19 protein-coding genes and 1 pseudogene are annotated in these 21,299 nt (G+C 66.1%); 12 read left to right on the top strand and 8 right to left on the bottom strand.

Annotated elements, in window-relative coordinates:
* Nucleotides 1-13 precede the first annotated feature (13 nt).
* The 5 genes from BPODLACK_RS02900 to BPODLACK_RS02920 all read left to right on the top strand — a co-directional run bounded on the left by BPODLACK_RS02900 (nucleotide 14) and on the right by BPODLACK_RS02920 (nucleotide 5,456).
* Nucleotides 14-1,057: a sugar-binding transcriptional regulator gene (locus tag BPODLACK_RS02900; RefSeq protein WP_006438378.1), complete on the top strand. Its 1,044-nt coding sequence runs from the start codon at nucleotides 14-16 to the stop codon at nucleotides 1,055-1,057.
* Nucleotides 1,054-2,403 (top strand): ABC transporter substrate-binding protein, encoded by a 1,350-nt coding sequence (locus BPODLACK_RS02905; RefSeq protein WP_006438377.1) that lies wholly within the window; start codon nucleotides 1,054-1,056, stop codon nucleotides 2,401-2,403. The genes BPODLACK_RS02900 and BPODLACK_RS02905 overlap by 4 nt, the downstream gene beginning before the upstream one ends.
* 2 nt (nucleotides 2,404-2,405) lie before the next feature.
* Nucleotides 2,406-3,365, top strand: coding sequence for a carbohydrate ABC transporter permease (locus tag BPODLACK_RS02910; protein WP_159404674.1), 960 nt, complete (start codon nucleotides 2,406-2,408; stop codon nucleotides 3,363-3,365).
* Nucleotides 3,365-4,252, top strand: coding sequence for a carbohydrate ABC transporter permease (locus BPODLACK_RS02915; protein ID WP_159404675.1), 888 nt, complete (start codon nucleotides 3,365-3,367; stop codon nucleotides 4,250-4,252). Before BPODLACK_RS02910 ends, BPODLACK_RS02915 begins: the two co-directional genes overlap by 1 nt.
* A 103-nt stretch (nucleotides 4,253-4,355) precedes the next feature.
* On the top strand, nucleotides 4,356-5,456 hold the full coding sequence (locus BPODLACK_RS02920) for an ABC transporter ATP-binding protein (protein ID WP_006438374.1): 1,101 nt from the start codon (nucleotides 4,356-4,358) through the stop codon (nucleotides 5,454-5,456).
* Nucleotide 5,457: 1 nt separating this feature from the next.
* Here BPODLACK_RS02920 and BPODLACK_RS02925 read toward each other — a convergent pair whose 3' ends face one another.
* Nucleotides 5,458-6,240, bottom strand: coding sequence for a sulfite exporter TauE/SafE family protein (locus BPODLACK_RS02925; RefSeq protein WP_006438373.1), 783 nt, complete (start codon nucleotides 6,238-6,240; stop codon nucleotides 5,458-5,460).
* Nucleotides 6,241-6,400: 160 nt separating this feature from the next.
* On the bottom strand, nucleotides 6,401-7,354 hold the full coding sequence (locus tag BPODLACK_RS02930; protein WP_006438372.1) for a DUF808 domain-containing protein: 954 nt from the start codon (nucleotides 7,352-7,354) through the stop codon (nucleotides 6,401-6,403).
* 296 nt (nucleotides 7,355-7,650) lie between these two features.
* Here BPODLACK_RS02930 and BPODLACK_RS02935 point away from each other — a divergent pair, with 296 nt between their 5' ends.
* Nucleotides 7,651-8,937 carry a bifunctional 3,4-dihydroxy-2-butanone-4-phosphate synthase/GTP cyclohydrolase II gene (locus tag BPODLACK_RS02935; RefSeq protein ID WP_006438371.1) on the top strand — a complete coding sequence of 429 codons (1,287 nt, stop codon included), beginning with the start codon at nucleotides 7,651-7,653 and terminating at the stop codon, nucleotides 8,935-8,937.
* A gap of 127 nt (nucleotides 8,938-9,064) precedes the next feature.
* Here the strand turns inward: BPODLACK_RS02935 and BPODLACK_RS02940 are convergent, their stop codons facing one another.
* The 4 genes from BPODLACK_RS02940 to BPODLACK_RS02955 all read right to left on the bottom strand — a co-directional run bounded on the left by BPODLACK_RS02940 (nucleotide 9,065) and on the right by BPODLACK_RS02955 (nucleotide 12,094).
* Entirely contained in the window at nucleotides 9,065-9,997 is a 933-nt protein-coding gene (locus BPODLACK_RS02940; RefSeq protein ID WP_006438370.1) for an SDR family oxidoreductase, read from the bottom strand.
* A gap of 140 nt (nucleotides 9,998-10,137) precedes the next feature.
* Nucleotides 10,138-10,644, bottom strand: a complete 507-nt coding sequence (locus BPODLACK_RS02945; protein ID WP_006438369.1) for a flavin reductase family protein — start codon at nucleotides 10,642-10,644, stop codon at nucleotides 10,138-10,140.
* Nucleotides 10,641-11,156, bottom strand: coding sequence for an NADPH-dependent FMN reductase (locus BPODLACK_RS02950; protein ID WP_006438368.1), 516 nt, complete (start codon nucleotides 11,154-11,156; stop codon nucleotides 10,641-10,643). The genes BPODLACK_RS02945 and BPODLACK_RS02950 overlap by 4 nt, the downstream gene beginning before the upstream one ends.
* 80 nt (nucleotides 11,157-11,236) lie before the next feature.
* The gene (locus BPODLACK_RS02955) at nucleotides 11,237-12,094 is read right to left on the bottom strand and encodes a GntR family transcriptional regulator (protein WP_006438367.1); all 858 of its coding nucleotides are present in this window, start codon (nucleotides 12,092-12,094) and stop codon (nucleotides 11,237-11,239) included.
* Nucleotides 12,095-12,372: 278 nt separating this feature from the next.
* On the opposite strand from BPODLACK_RS02955, the gene BPODLACK_RS02960 reads away from it, so the two are divergent.
* The 6 genes from BPODLACK_RS02960 (at nucleotide 12,373) to BPODLACK_RS02985 (ending at nucleotide 19,163) form a co-directional block, all read left to right on the top strand.
* Nucleotides 12,373-13,533, top strand: a complete 1,161-nt coding sequence (locus BPODLACK_RS02960; protein ID WP_006438366.1) for an ABC transporter permease — start codon at nucleotides 12,373-12,375, stop codon at nucleotides 13,531-13,533.
* A gap of 3 nt (nucleotides 13,534-13,536) precedes the next feature.
* The gene (locus tag BPODLACK_RS02965) at nucleotides 13,537-14,412 is read left to right on the top strand and encodes an ABC transporter permease (protein WP_006438365.1); all 876 of its coding nucleotides are present in this window, start codon (nucleotides 13,537-13,539) and stop codon (nucleotides 14,410-14,412) included.
* Nucleotides 14,413-14,481: 69 nt separating this feature from the next.
* Nucleotides 14,482-16,101: an ABC transporter substrate-binding protein gene (locus BPODLACK_RS02970; RefSeq protein WP_159404676.1), complete on the top strand. Its 1,620-nt coding sequence runs from the start codon at nucleotides 14,482-14,484 to the stop codon at nucleotides 16,099-16,101.
* Nucleotides 16,098-16,985: an ATP-binding cassette domain-containing protein gene (locus BPODLACK_RS02975; protein ID WP_096274831.1), complete on the top strand. Its 888-nt coding sequence runs from the start codon at nucleotides 16,098-16,100 to the stop codon at nucleotides 16,983-16,985. The genes BPODLACK_RS02970 and BPODLACK_RS02975 overlap by 4 nt, the downstream gene beginning before the upstream one ends.
* Nucleotides 16,982-17,755, top strand: coding sequence for an ABC transporter ATP-binding protein (locus BPODLACK_RS02980; protein WP_006438362.1), 774 nt, complete (start codon nucleotides 16,982-16,984; stop codon nucleotides 17,753-17,755). The genes BPODLACK_RS02975 and BPODLACK_RS02980 overlap by 4 nt, the downstream gene beginning before the upstream one ends.
* A 73-nt stretch (nucleotides 17,756-17,828) precedes the next feature.
* Complete coding sequence (locus BPODLACK_RS02985; RefSeq protein WP_159404677.1) at nucleotides 17,829-19,163, top strand: NtaA/DmoA family FMN-dependent monooxygenase; 1,335 nt, start codon at nucleotides 17,829-17,831, stop codon at nucleotides 19,161-19,163.
* A gap of 57 nt (nucleotides 19,164-19,220) precedes the next feature.
* On the opposite strand, the pseudogene BPODLACK_RS02990 reads toward BPODLACK_RS02985, so the two are convergent.
* A pseudogene (locus BPODLACK_RS02990) lies at nucleotides 19,221-20,111 on the bottom strand (oxygenase MpaB family protein).
* Nucleotides 20,108-20,854, bottom strand: a complete 747-nt coding sequence (locus BPODLACK_RS02995; protein WP_236577587.1) for an esterase/lipase family protein — start codon at nucleotides 20,852-20,854, stop codon at nucleotides 20,108-20,110. The pseudogene BPODLACK_RS02990 and the gene BPODLACK_RS02995 overlap by 4 nt, the downstream one beginning before the upstream one ends.
* Between the last annotated feature and the right edge of the window lie 445 nt (nucleotides 20,855-21,299).

Raw genomic sequence — 21,299 nt, forward strand, 5'->3', positions numbered from 1 at the left:
GGGTAGGCCACCGATGGCACCTCGCAAGCAGGCGGCCGACACCGCCGACGACCAGCAGGGTTCGTCGGGGCGTTCAGTCGGCCCACGCGGCAACGACACCGGCCAGGACCTGCGGCTTCTGGTCCGCGCCGCCACGATGTACCACCTCGAAGGCCTCACCCAGGCCGAGATCGCCGCCCGGCTGGGTGTCTCCCGACCCACCGCCGGCCGCCTCGTCGCCCGGGCGCGGGCGCAAGGGTTGGTCCACGTCTCCGTGTCGGCACCGGCACATCTGTCGTCGTCGATCCACACCGAGCTCGAGCGTGCGGTCGAGGAAACGTTCGGTCTCGACGAGGTTCTGGTCATCGACGAGGTCGCCGACGGATCTACCACCGGAAACGCCGCACTGGGCCGGGCCGGCGCCTCGGTGCTGACCCGACGCATCCAGGCCACCGACACCTTCGGCTTCACCTGGGGACCCGAGCAGGTCGCGGTTGCCGACGCCATGGGCGCGTCGGCATCATGCCAGCGAGTCGTACAGATGGACGGTTCGATGACCTCGGTGGAGTACCACACGGGTGTCGACCACGCGCTGTCGCGATTCTCCGAACGCCTCCACGCCCGGCCCCTGCGGCTGGTCGCGCCGCTCTACGTCGATCCAGAGACCGTCACCGCGGTGAACCGTGATTCGATTCTGTCGCAGTCGCTCTCGGCCGCACGGGGTGCGCAGGTCATGCTTTTCGGGGTCGGGTCCGTGTCGACCTCGACGACCCTCTTCGAAGGGTCCTTCATCGACGCGATCGTGCTCGACGAACTCGTCGAGTTGGGCGCGGTCGGCGAGATCGGCGGCCGCTTCTATGACGCGAACGGAGATGCGGTGGCATCCAGCCTCGTCGACCGGACTGTCTCGGTCCCCCTCGACGCGGTCCGGGCGTGCCCTACCTCGATCCTCGTCTCCGGCGGCGAGCACCGGCAGGAATCCATCCTCGGCGCTCTCCGCGGTGGTTACACCACCATCCTGGTCACCGACGTCGCGACGGCGGAATGGCTTGTCTCGAAAGAGAAAGGTGAACAATGAAGTTCTCCCGACCCCGAATGCTCGGCGCTCTCCTGGCGACCGCGGCCCTGGTGATGACCGGCTGCTCCGGCGCCGGCTCACTCACCGGCGGAGGCGGGCGCGAGATCACCGTTGCGATGGTCTCCAACTCCCAGATGCAGGACGCGGTCGCGCTGTCCGACCAGTTCGAAGAGCAGAACCCCGGTGTCACGGTGAAGTTCGTGACGCTCTCGGAGAACGAGGCCCGCGCGAAGATCACCGCGTCGGTCGCCACCGGCGGCGGCGAGTTCGACGTCGTGATGATCAGCAATTACGAGACCCCGATGTGGGGTGAGTACGGGTGGCTGGTCAACCTCAGTCCCTATATGGACGCCGATCCCGAGTACGACGCCGACGACTTCATCCCGACGCTGAAAACCGCACTGTCACATGACGGATCGATGTACTCGGCACCGTTCTACGGCGAATCGTCCTTCCTGATGTACAACAAGAAGCTCTTCGCCGAGGCCGGCGTCTCACTCCCGGCGAATCCCACCTGGCCCGAGGTGGCGGAGGCCGCGAAGAAGCTCGACAACGACCGCACCGCGGGCATCTGCCTGCGCGGCAAGCCCGGCTGGGGTGAGGTGCTCGCACCGCTCAACACCGTCATCAACGCCTTCGGTGGCCGCTGGTACGACGAGGAGTGGAACGCCCAGCTCGACAGCCCGGAAGTCGAAGCGGCGGTGCAGTTCTATGTCGACACCGTCCGCAACCACGGAGAAGCCGGCGCGTCGTCGTCGGGCTTCCAGGAATGCGGAAACCTGCTCTCTCAGGGGCAGGTGGCGATGTGGTACGACGCCACGTCGGCGGTGTCGGTACTCGAGAGCCCGGAGACCTCGTCGATCGCCGGCGACGTCGGCTACCTCCCGGCGCCGAGTATGGCGAAGCAGGACAACGGCTGGCTCTACACCTGGTCGCTCGGCATCCCGTCGAGCAGCAAGCATCCCGACGAGGCGTGGTCGTTCATCCGCTGGATGACCAGCAAGAGCTACATCGAGTACGTGTCGGACAAGCTCGGTCCGAGCCACGTCCCGCCGGGTAGTCGACTATCGACCTATGAACTACCCGCGTACAAGGAGCTCGCGAAACCGTTCGCCGAGCAGACCCTGACCGCGATGCAGGCGGCGAATCAGCTGAAGCCGACGCTGGAGCCGGTGCCCTACACCGGAGTGCAGTTCCTCGCGATTCCCGAGTTCCAGGACCTCGGTACCCGTGTCAGCCAACAGATCTCGGCGGCGATCGCCGGACAGATCAGCGTCCGGGACGCGTTGGCGCAGTCCCAGGAGTACGCCGCGGTCGTCGGCAAGTCCTACCAGAGGGAGCAGTGATCATGGCCACCGCAGTCTCCACGCGCTCGCCCGAGGAATCCTCGCCCGAGCGGACACCCCTGACGTCGTCACGCGACCGGATCTCGCGGGCGGAGGGTTGGCGCCGACGCGGCCCGCTGCTGCCGGCTTTGATCTTCATGATCGTGGTCACGCAGATCCCGTTCGTGTTCACCCTGTACTACTCCACCCAGTCGTGGAACCTCGTCCGGCCGGACTCCCGGGCATTCGTCGGCCTCGACAACTACGTCGCGGTCTTCGGCGACAGCCAGTTCTGGCGGGTCACCGTCAACACGATCCTGCTGATCGTCGGCACCGTGCTCATCTCGGTGATCCTCGGGTTGATCTTCGCGCTGCTCCTCGACCGGAAGTTCCTGGGGCGCGGCGTCGTTCGGACGTTGCTGATCACTCCGTTCCTGGTGACCCCGGTGGCGGCGGCACTGCTGTGGAAGACCAGCCTGCTGTCGCCGACCAACGGACTGGTCAACTGGGTGCTGAGCCCGTTCGGCATCAAGACCGACTGGCTCTCCGAGTTCCCGCTTATGAGCGTCATGGCCGAACTGGTCTGGCAGTGGACGCCGTTCATGATGCTGCTCATCCTCGCCGGACTGCAGTCGATGCCCCGCGACATCCAGGAGGCCGCCCGCGTCGACGGCGCAACGAGCTTCCGACTGTTCCGCGAGCTGACGCTGCCGCACCTGCGACGGTTCATCGAGCTGGGTGCCGTGCTCGGCGCGATCTACCTGGTCAACACCTTCGACGCGGTGTACATGATGACCTCGGGTGGTCCGGGTGTCTCGAGCTCCAACCTCTCGTATTACATCTACCAGCGCGCCTTCCTCGGCTTCGACATCGGTCAGGCGGCGGCGATGGGTGTCGTGACGGTGATCGGCACGATCGTGGTCGCCTCACTCGCACTGCGTCTGATCTTCAAGTCATTCACCGGAACAGAGGAGCCGGCCTGATGAGCACCGACATCCGTCCCGACCGCACCGCGGCGGGACACGCAGAGAAACAGCCCGGCAACGAGATCCGGCGCCGCGGCAATCCGCGACAGGGTCTGCTGACCGCGGTCACCTGGATCATCGCCATCGGATTCTTCTTCCCGGTCCTGTGGATGGTGATGACCGCCTTCAAACAGGAGAGCGACGCCGCGACCAACCCGCCGACGTTCTTCTTCGAGCCCACCCTGCAACAGTTCCGCGACGTCTTCGACGCGGGAATCGCGACACCACTGCTCAATTCGCTGTTCGCGACGATCGTGTCGACGATCCTGGTCCTGCTGCTCGGCGTACCCGCCGCCTTCGCCCTGTCGTTGCGGCCGGTGCGGAAGACCAAGGACGCCTTGTTCTTCTTCATCAGCACCAAGATGCTGCCGATCGTCGCGGCGATCATCCCGCTGTACGTGATCGTCGGCGAGATCGGCATGCTCGACAACATCTGGACGCTGGTGATCCTCTACACCGCAATGAATCTGCCGATCGCGGTGTGGATGATGCGGTCGTTCTTCCTGGAGGTCCCCGGCGAACTGCTCGAGGCAGCCAGCATCGACGGCGCAAGCCTGTGGACGTCGGTGCGTGAGGTCATCCTCCCGCTGATCTCCCCTGGGATCGCCGCCACAGCACTGATCTGCGTGATCTTCTCGTGGAACGAATTCTTCTTCGCCGTCAACATGACCGCGGTCAACGCGCAGACGATGCCGGTGTTCCTGACCGGCTTCATGTCCGGACAGGGCCTCTACTGGGCGCAGCTGTCCGCGGCGTCCGTCCTGGCCGCACTGCCGGTCGTCATCTGCGGCTGGATCGCCCAGAACAAACTCGTCCGCGGGCTCTCGTTCGGCGCGATCAAGTGATGCAGCAGTCGCGTAGGGCGTCACCTGTCCCGGCTCGGCGCGATCAAGTGACCACCGCCCACGCCCACCGACTCGAAAACCTCTGAGAGAACCGGAGAACATCATGGCTTCCATCACCTACGACAAGGCCTGCTGCGTCTACCCGGGCGCGGACAAGCTGGCCGTCGACTCGCTCGACCTCGACATCGACGACGAGTTCGTCGTCCTCGTCGGACCGTCGGGTTCCGGCAAGTCCACCGCGCTGCGGATGCTCGCCGGTCTGGAGGAGATCGACTCCGGGCAGATCCGGATCGGTGGCGACAACATGGTCGGCGTCGCACCCAAGGACCGCGACATCGCCATGGTCTTCCAGAACTATGCGCTCTACCCGAACAAGACCGTCGGCGAGAACATGGGTTTCGCGCTCAAGATGCGCGGCGTGCCCACCGAGGAACGCAAGCGCAAGGTCGCCGAGGCCGCCAAGCTGCTCGACCTCACCGACTTCCTCGACCGCAAGCCGGCCAAGCTGTCGGGCGGTCAGCGGCAGCGCGTGGCCATGGGGCGAGCCATCGTCCGTGAGCCGCAGGTGTTCTGCATGGACGAGCCACTGTCCAATCTCGACGCCAAGCTGCGCGTCCAGACCCGCACCCAGATCGCGGCGCTGCAGCGTCGTCTCGGCACGACGACGGTCTACGTCACCCACGACCAGGTCGAGGCCATGACCATGGGTGACCGGGTCGCGGTCCTCAAGAACGGTCAGCTGCAGCAGTTCTCGACCCCGACCGACCTCTACGACAAGCCTGTCAACGCCTTCGTCGCCGGGTTCATCGGCTCGCCCGGAATGAACCTCTTCACCGCACCGGTCGTCGACGGTGCCATCACCGTCTCCGGTGGCACGGTGGACATCGACGCGGAATCCGAGGCGGCACTGCGTCGGTCCGGTCTGGAATCGGTGATCGTCGGCATCCGCCCCGAACACCTCGCGCTCGCCGACGGCACCGGGATCGACGCCGAGGTGGCGCTGCTCGAGGAACTCGGCAGCGAGACCTACATCTACGCCAACCTCGCCGACCAGTCCGTGCGGAATCTGGACGGCGAGCCGATGGTCATGGTCGCGCGGTCCGCCGAGCGCTCACCGGCCAAGCGTGGCGCGGGCATCCGACTGCGTCAGGCCGACAAGGCTGTTCACCTGTTCGACCCGTCGACCGGGGATCGCCTGGTCTGAGTCAGGCCAGTAGCCGCCATAACCCGATCAGACCGACGACGACGATCACCCCGCGAAGTGCTCGGGGTGAGAGGCGTCGTCCATAACGGGCCCCGACCACGCCGCCGAGGAGTGAGCCGACGGCGATGAGTCCGGCCGCCGACCAGTCGATCCGGTCGAAGGCGACCAACGTGTAGGTGACCGCCGCGACGACGTTCACGACCAGGGACAGCAGGTTCTTGGCCGCGTTCATCCGCTGCAGGTGGTCGGGGACGACGACGCCGAGAACCGCCATGAGCATGATCCCCTGGGCGGCGGTGAAGTAGCCGCCGTAGATGCCGACCGCGAACGTCCCGGCCACCATCGCGGCGATGCGGGGAGCGGTCAGGTGGGGCCGACCCGCACCGGTGGGCGAGATCGAACGGTGGCCGACCCACTTCTGAATCCACGGCTGCGCCACCACGAGGATCAGCGCGGCCACCAGGAGAGCCGGAACGATCGCCTCGAACACCGTCTCCGGGAGATGCAGCAGTAACCAGCACCCGACGATCGCGCCGAGGAACGACGCGGGGATCTGCCACCGCAGCTGCGGCCACTGTCCCTCGAGTTCACGCCGATAGCCCCAGGTCCCGGACACGCCGCCGGCGACCAGGCCGATCGCGTTGGAGATGGTCGCACTCACCGGTGGGACGCCGAACGCGACGAGCGTCGGGAACGTGATGAGGGTGCCGCTACCGACGACCGCGTTGATGGCGCCCGCACCGATACCGGCCAGCAGAACGGCGAACAGTTCCCATGTGCTCACGATCTCTGAGGGTGCCCGGTGCGTCGGATGGTGCGGTCACCGGGGCGGTGAAATGCGCCCCCGGAGTGCGCCCGGCCCGGAGCTGCCGGCGACATATCGTCGTCGACGCTGCTGCTGAGGGCGGATTTCAGGGGCGCATTTCAGGTAGGAGCGGTCGGGATCAGTGCGCCGCCGCGTCCTTCTTCTTCCGCTTCGGGATGACGTGCAGGATCGCTACGACGATCGCGCCGACGACCAGTCCGACGAGTGCGGACAGGACCGTTCCGGCCGTCCAGGACAGCACGCCGCCGAAGCCGCCGTGAACGAGGTCGCCGAACCAGTGCTCGATGTGGTGGAGCTGATCCGCGGGCCAGTGGAAGCCGGCCTCGCCGACGTTGACGATGAGGATGTGACCGCCGACCCACAGCATCGCGGCGATCCCGACCACGGTCAGCGTCGACATGATCTTTGGCATCGCGGTGACCAGGCCGCGGCCGACCTTCTGGCTGAACGTCGACTCCCGCTGGGCGAGCGCGAGTCCGATGTCGTCCATCTTCACGATGATCCCGACGACGCCGTAGACGAGCGCGGTGATCAGGAAAGCCACGACGATCAGAACTGCCAAGCGGGTCCAGAACGGTTCGTCCTCGACCGACGACAGGGAGATCACCATGATCTCGGCGGAGAGGATGAGGTCGGTGCGGATGGCGCCGCTGATCATCGTCTTCTCGAACTCCGGGCCACGCTCGGCGGCCACCTCCTCCTCGGCGTGGTGTCCGCCGCCGATCGCCTCGTAGACCTTTTCCGCGCCCTCATAACAGAGGAACAGGCCGCCGGCGATCAGCAGGTAGGGCAACGCCTGCGGGAGGAACTGGCTGAGCAGCATCGCAACCGGAAGGATGACGAGCAGCTTGTTGCGGATGGAACCCACCGCGATCTTGCGGACGATCGGCAACTCACGGTCCGGGGTGAATCCGTGGACGTACCGCGGCGTCACGGCGGTGTCGTCGACCACCACGCCGGCGGCCTTCACGCTCGCCTTGCCGGCCGCCGCCCCGACGTCGTCGAGTGACGCCGCGGCCACCTTGGTGAGAGTCACGATGTCGTCGAGCAATGCGACGAGACCACCGGCCACGGGAACCTCCTGGTCTGAATCCGAGTCATCGAACAGTATGCCCCCGCCTGCGATGCCACGACGGTGGGCGCTCACGGCGGGGCAGCTCAGGGATGTGGCGGAATGTCCGAAACCGGTCGTTATACGTGGCGGATTGTGCCCCGCGACGGGTGGTGACCTGCGAAATCCACGATGCCGACCGGCGAAATTCTCCGGCCACGAGCGGGTTTCCGTGCCGACACGGAGACGGTGTCGAATGGCGTGGGAGGTCGTGGGAGACCACGACGACCATGCTTCGTCGACGTCGAGGAGATCTGATGAACGCCATCGAGAACGCCATCGATGCCCTGCGAGCGGGCCGCCCGGTGCTGGTGACCGACGCCGCCGACCGGGAGAACGAGGGCGACGTCATCCTGGCTGCCGACCGGGTCAGTACCGAGTGGACCGCCTGGACCGTGCGGAACACCTCCGGCCTGTTGTGCGCGCCGATGACCTCCGAGCGGGCGGACATGCTCGAACTGCCGTCGATGGTCACCAACAACGAAGATCCCAAGGCGACCGCGTACACGGTGACCGTCGACGCTGCCGAAGGGGTCACGACGGGCATCTCGGCCGCCGACCGTGCGCTCACACTGCGCATGCTGGCCGGGGCCGCATCCGGCCCCCGAGACTTCACCCGGCCCGGGCATGTACTACCCCTTCGTGCCCGGCCGGGTGGGGTTCTCGAGCGTCCCGGCCACACCGAGGCGGCCGTCGACCTGTGCACGCTGGCCGACGTCGCTCCGGTCGGGGTGATCGCGGAACTCGTCGCCGACGACGGTTCGATGATGCGGTATCCGCAGGTTGCCGCGATGGGGTCCCGCATGGGCCTCCCGGTGCTCACCATCGAGGAGTTGGTCAATTACCGCCGGATCCACGACGCGGACCGCTGGTCGGTGGCGCCCCGGGTACGACGCGGCGCGGAGACGGTCCTGCCGACGCCGACCGGCGAGCTGCGCGCGATCGGATACCGCGACACCGAGACCGGTGCCGAACACATCGCGCTCGTGAGCGCGGGCGTCACCGGCCAAGGGTTGGACCAGGGCGTCCCATTGGTGCGGGTCCACTCCGAATGCCTCACGGGAGAGGCATTCTCGTCCCAGCGATGTGAATGCGGACCTCAGCTCGAGACGGCGCTGGAACGCATCAGCCACGAGGGCGGTGTGGTGGTCTACCTGCGTGGCCACGAGGGTCGCGGCATCGGGCTGCTCAAGAAACTGGCCGCGTACCGGCTGCAGGATCAGGGCTTCGACACGGTCGAGGCGAATCTCGAACTCGACGAACCGGTCGACGGACGTGAATACGGTGCAGCCGCAGCGATTCTCGCAGACTTGGGAATCGACCGGGCGCGGGTGATGACCAACAACCCCGACAAGGTACGTGGTCTGACCGACTCCGGAATCGAGGTCACCCAGCGCGTCCCGCTCGTCGTGGGTGTGATGCCGGCGAACGTCCGCTATCTCGATGCCAAGCGCCGCCGGCTCGGGCACCTGCTGGGCGCCGCATCCGGCCTCGGCGCACCGCACGATCGTCACTTCTGTGGCGAAGGCGCTGTTTCCAACTAGCGCTTGTCTTGTGAACCGGCGTTTCGGCGTCCGGGGCCGGATCTCGGATCAGAGCCGGCCGAGCAGTTCCGCCTTCTTCGCCGAGAACTCCGCGAGAGGTGCGGGAGATGACGGTGCCGGTCCGGCATCACAGCCCAGAGCGGTCGACGGCGGGCATGTTCGCGTTCCGCAGATTGCGCGCACTGGTCGCGCGATGGTGCTCCGCGACCGCCGCGTCGGATCGGTCGATGAAGTCGTCGACCTCGGGACCGAAGAATCGATCGCCGAGTCGACTGGCCAGGAGGTGCTTGCCCCACGCGGCGACGACGATCCACCAGGGCACGAAGATCCGTCGCTGTCGTCGCGCGATCCCACGCACGAAGGCGTCGGCGCAGACGTCGACGGGGACGATGCGGTCCAACGGCGGCCCGAGTTGTTTCAGGTAGTCGGCAAATCCGGGTAGATCTGCCTGGACGTCGCGGATGAGCGGGGTGTCGATCCAGGTCATGTACGCGCACCCGACCGCTACGCCTCGTCGTCGGAGTTCGGCGCGCAACGACGTGGCCAGGTGATCCACCGCGGCCTTGCTGGGTGCGTACGGCCCCATCCCCGGGCCGGGGAGGAACGCGGCCATGGACGAGACGAGCAACAGGTACCCGCGGCGCTCGATGATCGAGGGCAGGGCCGCCCGGACGGTGAAGTACACGCCGGTGACGTTGATGTCCATTCCCCGTCGGAAGGCCTGAGGGTCCAGGTGGCGGAACGACCCGTATGTCGCGACGCCGGCGTTGGCCACCACGATGTCGATTCCGCCGAACCGCTCGACACCGGCCCGGACCGCGGCCTCCAGAGCCGAGTAGTCGGTGACGTCGGCGACCTGAGCGCTTGCCCGTGTGCCGATCGCCGCGGCCACCGTCTCGACTGCAGATCGATCGATGTCGACGAGTATCAGACGCGCGCCCGCAGCGGCGAGTCGGTGCGCTGTGGCGCAACCGATCCCGTTTCCGGCACCGGTGATCAACGCGACCTTTCCGGTGAGATCGGGTGTGGTGCGCGCGCCGACGACGGACAGGTGTGTCATGACAGGCTCCCGGGGCTGGCCTCGTCCCCGACCTGCGTGCCAGTATGCGCTCCGGTGCGTGGGGTGTACAGGTTGTTTCCGGTCAGGCAACGACACAGAGGACGCGCCCGTAGACGCCGTCGTGCGGCGACCCGGCCGAGTCAGGCGCTGAGACGCGCGAATGCGGAGCGGTGGAAGACGATCGGCTGCTTCGAGTGATCGTTCGCCAGACCGGTCACCCGCAGCACGACGATCTCGTGATCCCCGGCGGCGTGCGAACTCTCGATGGCGCACTCGAAATGAACCGGGGCGTCGTCGAGGAGCAACGCCCCGCTGGGCAGCACCGTGGTGCCGACACCGGCGAAGCGCTGTGTCTTGTCCTTGGCGGACAGCTGCCGGATGACGTCGGTGTGGCTCTCGCCCAGAACCGAGACGCCGAGACTGGGCAGGTCGCGCAGGATCGGCCAGGTGGTCGAACTCTGCTGCACCGCGAACATCACCAGGGGTGGCTCCTGGGAGACCCCGACCGCGAAGGACGAGGCGACGATGACGGTCGGCTCGGGACCCGACATCCCGGCCAGCGCGACGACGCCGGTAGGAAAGGCGCCGAACGCCTTTCGCAGTTCTGTGCTGTCCATCCCCGTGGTCGGGGTGACGTTCGCGGTCATCGGTCACCCGCCGGCACCGTTGCGTTCGCCGAGGCGAGCACGACGGCACCCCAGCGATCGATCCAGGGCGCAAACGCCTCGGTGTCGTCGTAGAGCTTGTCGACGACGTAGAGGCCGGCGGCGGGAACGATCGCGCCGAGTTCGACGAGAACGGGCTTCAGCAGGAGGTCCGGCGCCATGTAGTGGGCGGGGCCGGCACCCAGCATCAGAGGTATGGCAGTGACGTCCTGGAGGCCGTCACTCGTCGAGAACTGGTCGAGGAAGAGTTTGAGCAACCCCGTATAGGTGGCCTTGAAGGTCGGTGAGGCGAACACGACGAGGTCGCTGCCGGCGACGGTCTCGACGGCCTCCGCCACCGCGGCGTCGCCCCAACCGAGCAGACCCGCGCCCAGGTCGACCACGTCGACGACGTGATCGGGGTCCTTGCCGGTGAGGGTCGACGCCAGCAGGCTTGCCGCCGTCAGTGTCCTCGATGCAGGCTTCGGATTGCCTGCCACTACGGAAACGATCACGATGCTCCCCTTCGAATGTCGCGAGATGCGTTCTCCTGCAGGGTGCGCGGGTGATATTGCCGAATCGTCAAGCGATCATTTCACCCAGATTGCGCGAGAGAACCGGTCGCGCCGGGAGGTGATTCCTGCGGTAACTCATTGGTGCTCAACGATTCCTCCGGAGAGGGAATCTGGTCGGGCTCCGGACACCAGGTCACATCGGAGTGGTCGATCTGCGATTCGAACCGGATCCGGTCCGCCCGGAAGCGGTCGAAGACGATCTCCACCGGTGTTCCATCGGCGGTGGTGTAGAGGATCTCGCGTGACAGCAGCGTCTCGCCGGGGCGGACGTCGAGCAGACGCGCGGTTCGGTCGTCGGCGCGTTCGGCACCGATGGAGACCGAGGCGCCACCCGGTGCGACGCCGAAGAACTCGGCGAGTGTCCGTGCCATCGACATCGGTTTGTCCCGAAGATCATTGGGGTCGGCATTGAAACGCGGAGAGAAGTAGGCACTACGCATCCCGATGATCTCGTCGTGCGCGATGAACGAGTTCTCGACGAGACGGACCACGTCGTCGTCGATTCGAAGACGTTCGCGGATGAGCGGGAAGGTCGGCACGATGCACTGGTCGGTCACCTGGATGTGAACCAGTTCGCCGCCGGTCGCGGAGATGTCGTCCAGTGCGACACCGAGATCCCGCCGGTTGACCCGCGTGCCGACACGAGGCCGGCGGATGACGACACCGGTCTCACTCAGCTCGTTCAGTGCCGCTCGCACCGATCCGCGGCTCGAGTTGAACATGATCATGAGATCTTCCTCGACCAGCTGCGCGTCGATGTCGATGGTGCCGTTGCGAATTGACGCGAGGATGAGGTCGCGGACGCGTCGAGAGGAGACCTGACGACCGCGTGCGGAGCCGCCGCGCGAGCGGGGGTGATAGGGGGGTGGTGTCGTCATGGGTATGACTTCCGATCTTGCGACAACGGGGGTCGAACTGCCGATGCGTAGTGAGTCTATGGACTCTTGTCGGCATCGGCGCGGGCAAGTTGTGCGCGTCACATCCGGCGCAAAGACGACCGCATCGATGCCGAACGACCTCGTGACCTGCGACAACACCTCGATGAGCGCGAGTGTGAACCCGCGCAAATGATCAGTCACGCCAGGGCGCGGGTTTCGAAACAAATCGGCCTGAGGATCAGGACCCAATAACTCGAGCCGTAGATGGGAGGGATCGAATGACCGTCGATATCAGTGTCCAGCCAGGCATTGTCGACCCGGGTGACCTCGATGCACGACGTGGGGCGACTGCCGCGGGAGGCGGCAGCACCGGGACGAAGCGCTCCGCGTTCGGGGGAGTCGTGTCACGACTGTCCGAGTGGGCCTGGATCGGACGCGCGGCCGGCCGCGGCGTCGTCAACTTCCTGATCTTCGTCGTCGTCGCGTTCTTCCTCGTCCAGCTCATCCCCGGTGATCCGCTGGTGTCCGCCTCCGGTGGCCGCCTGTCCGGTGCCGCACTGGAACAGGCGCGAGAATCGTATGGACTGAACGGTTCTCCGGTCTCGCAGTTCTGGACTTATCTGACCTCGCTGTTCAGCCTGGACCTCGGCAACTCGATCGCCACCGGCCGGCCGGTCGCCGAGGACATGGCCACGCGAGTCCCGGCAACCCTGGAGCTCATCGGCGCCGGCCTGTTCTTCGCCTGTCTGATCAGCCTGCCGATGTCCTACCTGATCGTGACCCGGCCGACCAACCGGTTCTCCAAAGTGCTTCGCTCTTACGCCAGTTCGGCGGGCGCGATCCCCGAATACGTCGTCGGCATCCTGTTCCTGTTCGTCTTCTTCGCCACGCTGGCCTGGGTTCCGGCCCCGTCCGGACGGCTCGACCCGATCCTCCTGCCGCCGGCCGAGGTCACCGGGTTTCCGATCCTCGACGCCGTCATCGCGGGCGACACCGCGGCGGCCAACTCCTACATCGCCCACCTGATCCTGCCGGTCGCGGTGATGACGGTGTCGCACTCGGCGATCCTGGTCAAGTCGCTGGTCTTGGCCCTCGACACCGAGATCGACAGTCCGGCAACTCGATTCCGGATCGCCTCCGGCGCACCACGACGGGTGGTCGTCCTGAGCGTCTACCGCAGGGCGCTGCCGTCGGCAGTCGCGATGCTCGGCATGATCTTCGGCCTGCTCCTCGGTGGCGCGGTGGTCCTCGAATCGCTGTTCGGACTCGGCGGGCTGGGCCAGTACGCGGTCGACGCGGTCCGGTCGTCGGATGTGTTCGCCCTCCGGTCATTCCTGGTCGTCATCGCCGGCCTGTGTCTGATCGTCTACTTCCTCACCGAGGTGGCCACCGGTCTTCTCGATTCCCGCCGACGCGACTCGCGCAACCAGGAGGTCTGACACATGGTCATGGCGCCGCTCTCCACGACGGCCGAAACCTCCCACACGGCCCCGCGCCTCGGGAAGACAGCCCGACTACGCGACTACGCGGGTCTGATCCCGTTCGCACTCTTGCTCCTCCTCGCGGTGTTCGGACCGATGCTGGCACCGCAATCGGCCACCGAGGTGGTCGGAACCCCGTCGAGCGCGCCCTCGGGGGACCACTGGTTCGGCACCGATTCCAACGGTTTCGACGTGTTGTCCCGGACGCTCACCGCCTTCCGCCTCGACATCGCCATCGCGATCGGGGTGACCCTCCTCGCGACCGCCGTTGGCATCGCGATCGGATCGATCGCGGGCATGTACGGCTCGAAGGGCGGCCTGCTCGGCGCGATCGCGGCGACGCTCGGGCGCACCATCGATCTGGTCCAGGCACTGCCCGTCATGATCGGCGGGCTGGTCATCGTGTCCTTCTTCGGACGCAATTCGGTGGTCATCGCACTGGCACTGGCCCTGGTGCTCATGCCCTTCCAGGGCAGGCTGATGCGTACCGAGGTGTTGCGGACACGGAACGACGGTTTCGTCACCGCCGCGCGGATGAGTGGCGAATCGGAGTTCCGAATCCTCCTGCGCCACGTGATCCCGAACTCGTGTGCACCGGTCCTGGAGAACGCTTCGGCGATCTTCGGGATGGGGATCATCTTCTGCGCCGGCCTCGGCTTCCTGGGCGTAGGCATCCCGCTCCCGACCGCGGAGTGGGGGAACATGCTCGCCGACGGGGCCGCCGACGCAGCAGTCGGACGCTGGTGGCCCGCCCTGTTCCCCGTCATCGCCCTCGCCTACTCGGTGTGGGCGGCCTCCCGGGTCACCACCTTCATCTCCCGTCGTCGCCGCGTCTGACCTGACCGGCGCGCGTCAACCGGCCCTCTCTGCATCCCATTCATTCCCAGAACGGAGTACCCGATACCCATGAAACGACTGTCCACCTTGGTGAGCGGAACCGCGCTCGCCCTCGCCGCCGCACTGACACTCAGCGCGTGCGGTGGCGGGTCGTCGAACAACTCCGCCGAGGGCGGCGTGGTCATCGTCACCGCGGCCCAGCCCCCGAGCTTCAGCTACGAGACGAGCGCCACCGGCTACGAGGCCGCGGAGTTCTTCCTGAACACCGGCGCGACCCTCATCCGCAACCCGTACGTCGCAGGAACAGATGGACTCTCGGCACACCAGGAGCTCTTCAAGTTCGAGCCGGTGCTGGCCAAGAGTTACGAGGTGAGCCCCGACGGCAAGGTCTACACCTTCCATCTCAACACCGAGGCCAAGAGCGCTGCGGGTAACGCCCTCGACGCCGACGACGTGATCTTCTCGTTCAAGCGCAAGTTCGAGGTCGACACCAGCATCGTGTCGTTCGTCAGCGCTCCCGTGATCACCTCGACCGACCAGGTGAAGAAGGTCGACGACGCGACTGTCACCATCAGCATCGCCGATCCGTCTCACGGCTTCACACTGCTGTCGCTGCTGGCGAACACCCCGTACTCCATCTACGACTCCGAGGTGTTGACAGCACACGCCACCGCCGACGACCCGTACGGCGTCGAGTATTCGAAGACCAAAGCGGACTTCGGCTTCGGGGCCTACAAGCTGACCAGCTACACCCCCGGCCAGCAGATGGTCTACGAGGCCAACCCCGGATACGCCCTCGGTGAGCCCGAGGTGAAACGCGTCGTCCAGCGCGTCGTCGCCGACGCCGGCCAGCGGTCCAACCTCGTCAAGAGCGGTGACGCATCGGTCGCCACCCAGCTGCGTCCCGCCGACCAGGTCGCCCTGCGCGATGCGAACGCCGCCCAGATCTTCACCGTGCCGAGCAACGCATATGTGTACGTGCCGCTGACCACCACCATGGCACCGTTCGACAACGTCGAGGTCCGCCGCGCCTTCTCCTACGCGGTTCCCTACGACGCGATCATGAAGGACGTCTACAAGGGCCGGCTGGGCCCGATCTCGTCGATCCTCAACGACACGCTCCCGGACTACAACGGCAACGGACTGAAGAGCAACACCACCGACCCGGCGAAGTCGCTGGAGATCCTGCGCAACGCGGGGATCACCACCCCGGTGAAGTTCGAGTTGACCGTCAACAACGCCGTGCCCGATCTCAAGGAGACGGCGGTCCAGATCCAGACTGCTGCTCGCGCCGCGGGATTCGAGGTCACCCTCAACGAGGTGAACTCGGCGGTGTTCCAGGAGGGACTGGCCAACAAGACGTTCCAGGCATCGATGGGCCGTGACTACGCGGTCGTGCAGTCCCCGCCGTACGTGCTGTCCCTCTTCTACACCCCGGGATCGCCGATCAACTGGCCGGACTTCGACTACGCACCGCTGAACAACGCCATCGCCGCCGGCAACGCCTCCGGCGAGCCTCTCACCCCGGCCGCATGGGGCAAGTGGAACGAGGCCGAACGCATCCTGCAGGACCAGATGCCGACCGTCTACATCGGATACGTGCAGCCGCTCAACGCATTCGCAAACGGTGTCGAGGGCTACGTCTTCCGCACCGACAGCGTGATCGACTACTCGGAGCTCAAGCCATGACCACGCTCACCGACCAGGTCGCGGTAACCGCAGAGGACGCGTCGGGCGATGCCGCCCCGGTCCTCGAGGTCATCGATCTGACGATCCGTTACGGCGGGGTGGAGAAGGTCCACCCGACCTCGTTCACGATCGGCCGGCGCGAGCGGGTCGCGATCGTCGGCGAGTCCGGTTCGGGAAAGTCGAGCATCGCCAACGCGCTCGGCGGGTTCATCCCGCCGGGTGTGGGCGAGGTGTCGGCGACGACGATGTCGCTGTCCGGCCGCTCGCTGCTCGCAGCGAAGGCTCAGCGGATTCCGGCTCGGCGCCAGGGGATCTCGATGATCTTCCAGGATGCGATGAGCTCCCTCGATCCGATCTGGTCGGTGGGCAGCCAGCTCACCGCGGTCCTGCCGAAGAGCAGGTACGGCTCCCGTAAGGACCGCGCCACGGCCGCCGAGGTCCGTCTGGAGCAGGTCGGCATCGTCGAACCGCGCCGGGTCATGTCGTCGGTACCCGGCCAGCTCTCCGGCGGCATGCGTCAGCGCGTGATGATGGCGATCGCGCTGGCCTCCGAGCCGGAACTTCTCATCGCCGACGAGCCGACGAGTGCTCTCGATGCGTCCCTGGCGGTGTCGGTCATGGAACTCATGACCGGTCTCACCATCGAGAACGGGGCGTCGCTCGTCTTCATCACCCACGACATCGCTCTCGCTCGACGCTTTGCCGACAAGGTGCTCGTCATGCGGGCCGGCAGCGTCGTGGAGACCGTCGCCGCAAAGGACCTCGACCACGCGAACCACCCGTACACCCGGGGATTGCTGGAATGCATGCCCACGCTGAGTTCGGCTCAGCTGGAACGTCTTCCGACCCTGGACACGGTCATGAGAGAGGAGGCAGCAGCATGAGCACGATCATCGAGGTCGTCGACGTGCACAAGCAGTACGGGCGCAAGGTCACCGCGGTCGGTGGGGTGACCACCAAGCTGGAGAGTGGCCGCGCGACCGGTATCGTCGGCGAAAGCGGTTCGGGCAAGTCGACTCTCGGCAAGATGATCGTCGGTCTCACCGCGCCGACCTCGGGTCAGGTCCTGGTCGACGGCCGCGACCTCTCCCGCCTGCTGGAACGTCGCCCGGGTCGTCTCGAGTACCGCCGCAAGGTGCAGCTCGTCGCCCAGGACACCACCACCACGTTCGATCCGCGCCGCGTCGTCCGCGAGGCGATCCGACGTCCGGCGCAGATCCTCGGGGGGCTGGACGCGAAGGCGGCCGACGTCGCCGTGGACGCGATCGTCGCCGAACTCGGCATCGCGCCCGAACTCGTCGAGCGGTATCCGCATCAGCTCTCCGGCGGTCAGCGGCAACGTCTTTCGATCGCCCGCGCGCTGGTCGTCGGTCCGGACATCCTCGTCTGCGACGAGGCGGTGAGCGCCCTCGATGTCTCGGCGCAGGCGGTGGTCCTGAACCTGCTCAAGGACTACGTCAAAACGCACTCACTGGGCCTGGTCTTCATCTCGCACGGACTCCCGGCCACCGCGTTCATCACCGACGACCTGCTGGTGATGAACCGCGGCACGGTCGTCGAATCGGGCGAGACGATGTCGATTCTCGACGCGCCGTCGAACGACTACACACAGACGCTCGTCGGCGCCTACCAGGCCATGGAAACAGCGGCCTGACCCAACGATTCACCGGCCGACCCGGTCGGCGGACAACACCTCTCACAACCACTTCGCACGACAGGAGATCGCAATGTTCCACATGGGTTGGTTCCTCGGAGACGGCTTCGGCATTCACCCCTGGAGCCCCACGAACGGTGACGGTCCGTGGACCGGCACCAACCACCTGGACTGGATGAAGCCCGACATCCACGTCGACATGGCCAAGAGCCTCGAGCGGGCCGGCTTCGACTACATCCTGATCGAGGACACCTCGATGGTCGAGGACTCCTACCAGAACTCCGCCGAGACCTCGCTGCGCCGTGGTTTCATGGCCCCCAAGAACGATCCGCTGCCGCTGGTCCCGCTGATGACGCAGGCAACGAAGCACATCGGCATCATCCCGACCGTCTCGACCATCCAGTACCCGCCGTTCCTGGCTGCCCGCGCCTTCACCACGCTCGACCACCTGACCGAGGGGCGCGTGGGCATGAACGTGGTCACCAGCGTCACCGACCGCGTCGCCCAGAACTTCGGCTACGAACGGCATCTCGAGCACGACGAGCGCTACGAGATGGCGATGGAGTGGATCGACGTCGTCAAGGCACTGCAGAACTCGTGGCAGGAGGGCGCCGTCATCGCTGATCCCTACGCCGGTGTCTACGCCGACCACACCAAGGTCAACCCGATCGAGTTCGTGGGCAAGTTCTTCAAGTGCCGCGGCCCGCTGAACACCATCCCGGGTCCGCAGCGTGAGGTACCGATCTGCTCGGCCGGTAGCTCGGAGCCGGGTCGTGTGCTCGCCGCCAACTACGACGACACCCAGATCGCCATCGTCAAGGACGCCGCAGACGCAAAGGCCTACCGCGAGGACATCCGTGCCCGGGCGGCCGCCGCCGGACGCAACCCCGACCACATCAAGGTCCTCTTCATCGCGACCCCGACGATCGCGGCCACCGACGCGGAGGCGCAGGCCGCCTACGAAGCGGCCCAGGCGTTCCGCAAGACGGACAAGGCCATCGAGTACAACCTGTGGAACATGTCCTACACCTCGGGCGGTCGCATCGACTTCGGTGCCATCGATCCCGACACCAAGGTCGGCGACATCGACCTGTCCAAGCAGAACGGCGAGTACACCTCGATCGCCGGACTGTTCGGTGGCCGCGAGGACGAGACGCTTCGTGAGGTCGTCGCGAGCAGCTTCCAGGTCAAGGACATGGGTCTCATCGGTTCACCGTCCACCATCGCCGACAAGATGGGCGAGATCATGGAGGAGGCGGGTGGTGACGGCTTCCTGTTCTACCTGCCCACCACGCGCATGAACCTGGCGATGATCTCCGACGGCTTGGCACCGGAGCTGCGCCGCCGCGGACTCATCCGCGAGGAGTACACCGGCTCTACCCTGAGGGAGAACCTGCGCGCCTTCTGAGCCACGAAACACCCCGTCCCCACCCGCCGTTCGCGGGTGGGGACGAGGTGTCTGTCGTCACCGGTAGGCGGCGCGGGCGTGCGGCACCATCCGGATGGCCCTGGGCAGCCGCGGGATGACCAGCCGCGACTGCAACGAGATCAGGCGGAAGAGCACACGTCGTCCGGTGCCCCAGTCGATGCCGAGCAACTCGCGCAGTTCCGGTGTGAGGAGACCCGCGGTGACGGTGGCCAGGACGAGGCCGGCGACGGGACGAACCGTCGTGTTCCACACGAGCGCGTGCCGCAGGACCGGGATGTGCGGCGGCGGCTTGGGAGACGTCACCACACCGAAGACCCGATCGGTCATGTCCGACCGCTCGAGCCTGGTGCGGGTCATCTCGTCGAACCAGGTGCAGAAGGCCGCTCAGTTCTCCGGCATGTCCTGCTCGCGCACCCCGTACATGCGTCCGACCTGACGCATCTCGAGATAGAACTGCTCGACCTCGCCCGGCTTCCAACCGCGACCGAGTTCCTTCTGCTGGGTATAGATCCCGTGCACCAGACTCGCGTGAACCCAGTGGAACGCTTCGGGATTCAGTGAACTCCAGCGCGAGCCGTCGGGGTTCTGGCCCTTGATGTCCCGGTGGCGCTCACGCAGTCGGCGTGCCATGTCGAGCGCGTCCTCTTGGCCGTAGACGACACCCATGATCATGTCGAGCGTGCGTTCGGCGCGCCCGTACGGATCGGTCTCGAACACCGAGAACTCGCGCACGCCGGTGGCCACCACGGGGTGGGCGACATCGATGAGTAGACGACGCGGTGCGCCCAGGACGAACGTCAGATCGCCGAAAACCTTCCAGGCCACCGAATCCGGGCCCAGGGGCGCGATACCGTCGGTTGCGATGTCGTCTGTGGCGATCTCGGTGTCGGCGGCATCGTGTCGAGCGGGGGCTGGATCTGCCGTCATCTGCCTTCACTCATTCCGGGATAGAAGGGGTCGACCTGGAAACAGGGTACGCGCGTGGCCTCTGCTGGTGTCAACGCGTTTCGCACATGCCGCCAGGTGCGCTCGCTGAAGTTGATCGACAGATGTTCGGACAGATCGACCGGGCAGTCATCCTGCAGAAGGATGTTCGTGACATTGTCGCCCTCGAGGAAGCCGTTGGTGAACGGGGTCGCGATCTCGTCGTACTCGGTGACGATCGTCGGGTAGTGCGGGCCCGGCTTGGTGTCACCGTTGCCGTAGACCTTCCGGACCAGATCCGAATACTGCGCCTGCTGCGCGAAAGCGGGGAACAGCGCTTTGAAGATGTCGTAGCCGACAGGTCCGAACGGCGGGATGAAATACCTGACGTACGTGAGCATGTCGCCGGTCGACCCGTGGTTGCCGGGCGCGATGCCGATGACCTTGTCGACCTTCTTGTCGCCGCCGAGGGAATCGACGTAGTAGTGCGGCAACAGGCCACCGCCTTGCGACCAGCCGACCAGGTCGACCTTCTTCGCGCCCGTCTGACGCATGATCCGGTCGACGTTGCGCGAGACCTCGCGGGCCGACCTCTCGATGTCGTCCAGACCCTGGATCGGGAAGCTGGGGATCGGCGTGATGTTGCCGTAGTTGAACGTGTACACGCAGTACCCACGGTTGGCCAGGTACGGAGCGCCCGCGGTGTAGGCCCACTGCGTGGTCGCCGTGGCGTTCAGCAGGATCACCGGGGTTCGGGCGTTCCTTCGTCAGCTTGCACGACGGGTCGTTGGTGCCCGGCGGGGACCAGTTCGCGTCCAGCGTCTGGTTGAGCACGTTCGGAATGGCGGACCGGAAGTCCCAGGACACGGGGTACTTCTTCGCCGGCGCGGCCCCGGCCGCACCCACTCCGGACAGACCCAGCGTCGCTGTCATCGTGCATGCCACCGCAGCGGTGACGATCGTCGTCAACCGTCGAAAACTGAACATGTTCCTCCGCCCTCGATCTGATGACAGATGTTGTCAGAGTTGTCGCGAAATCGCAACGAATCGGTAATCCGATTCCGGCAACGTTCGCCGGGTATCCGGGCCGGGAAAGTCCGGTGATCCGGCAAGCGTTGGCACCGAACCGATTTCGGCGAAGCGGACATCGACCGCCGAGTGGCGCCCTACTCTGGCACCTGCTTCGGCCAT

Origin of the sequence: Gordonia sp. YY1, assembly GCF_009872315.1 — a bacterium.
GTDB lineage: Bacteria > Actinomycetota > Actinomycetes > Mycobacteriales > Mycobacteriaceae > Gordonia > Gordonia amicalis.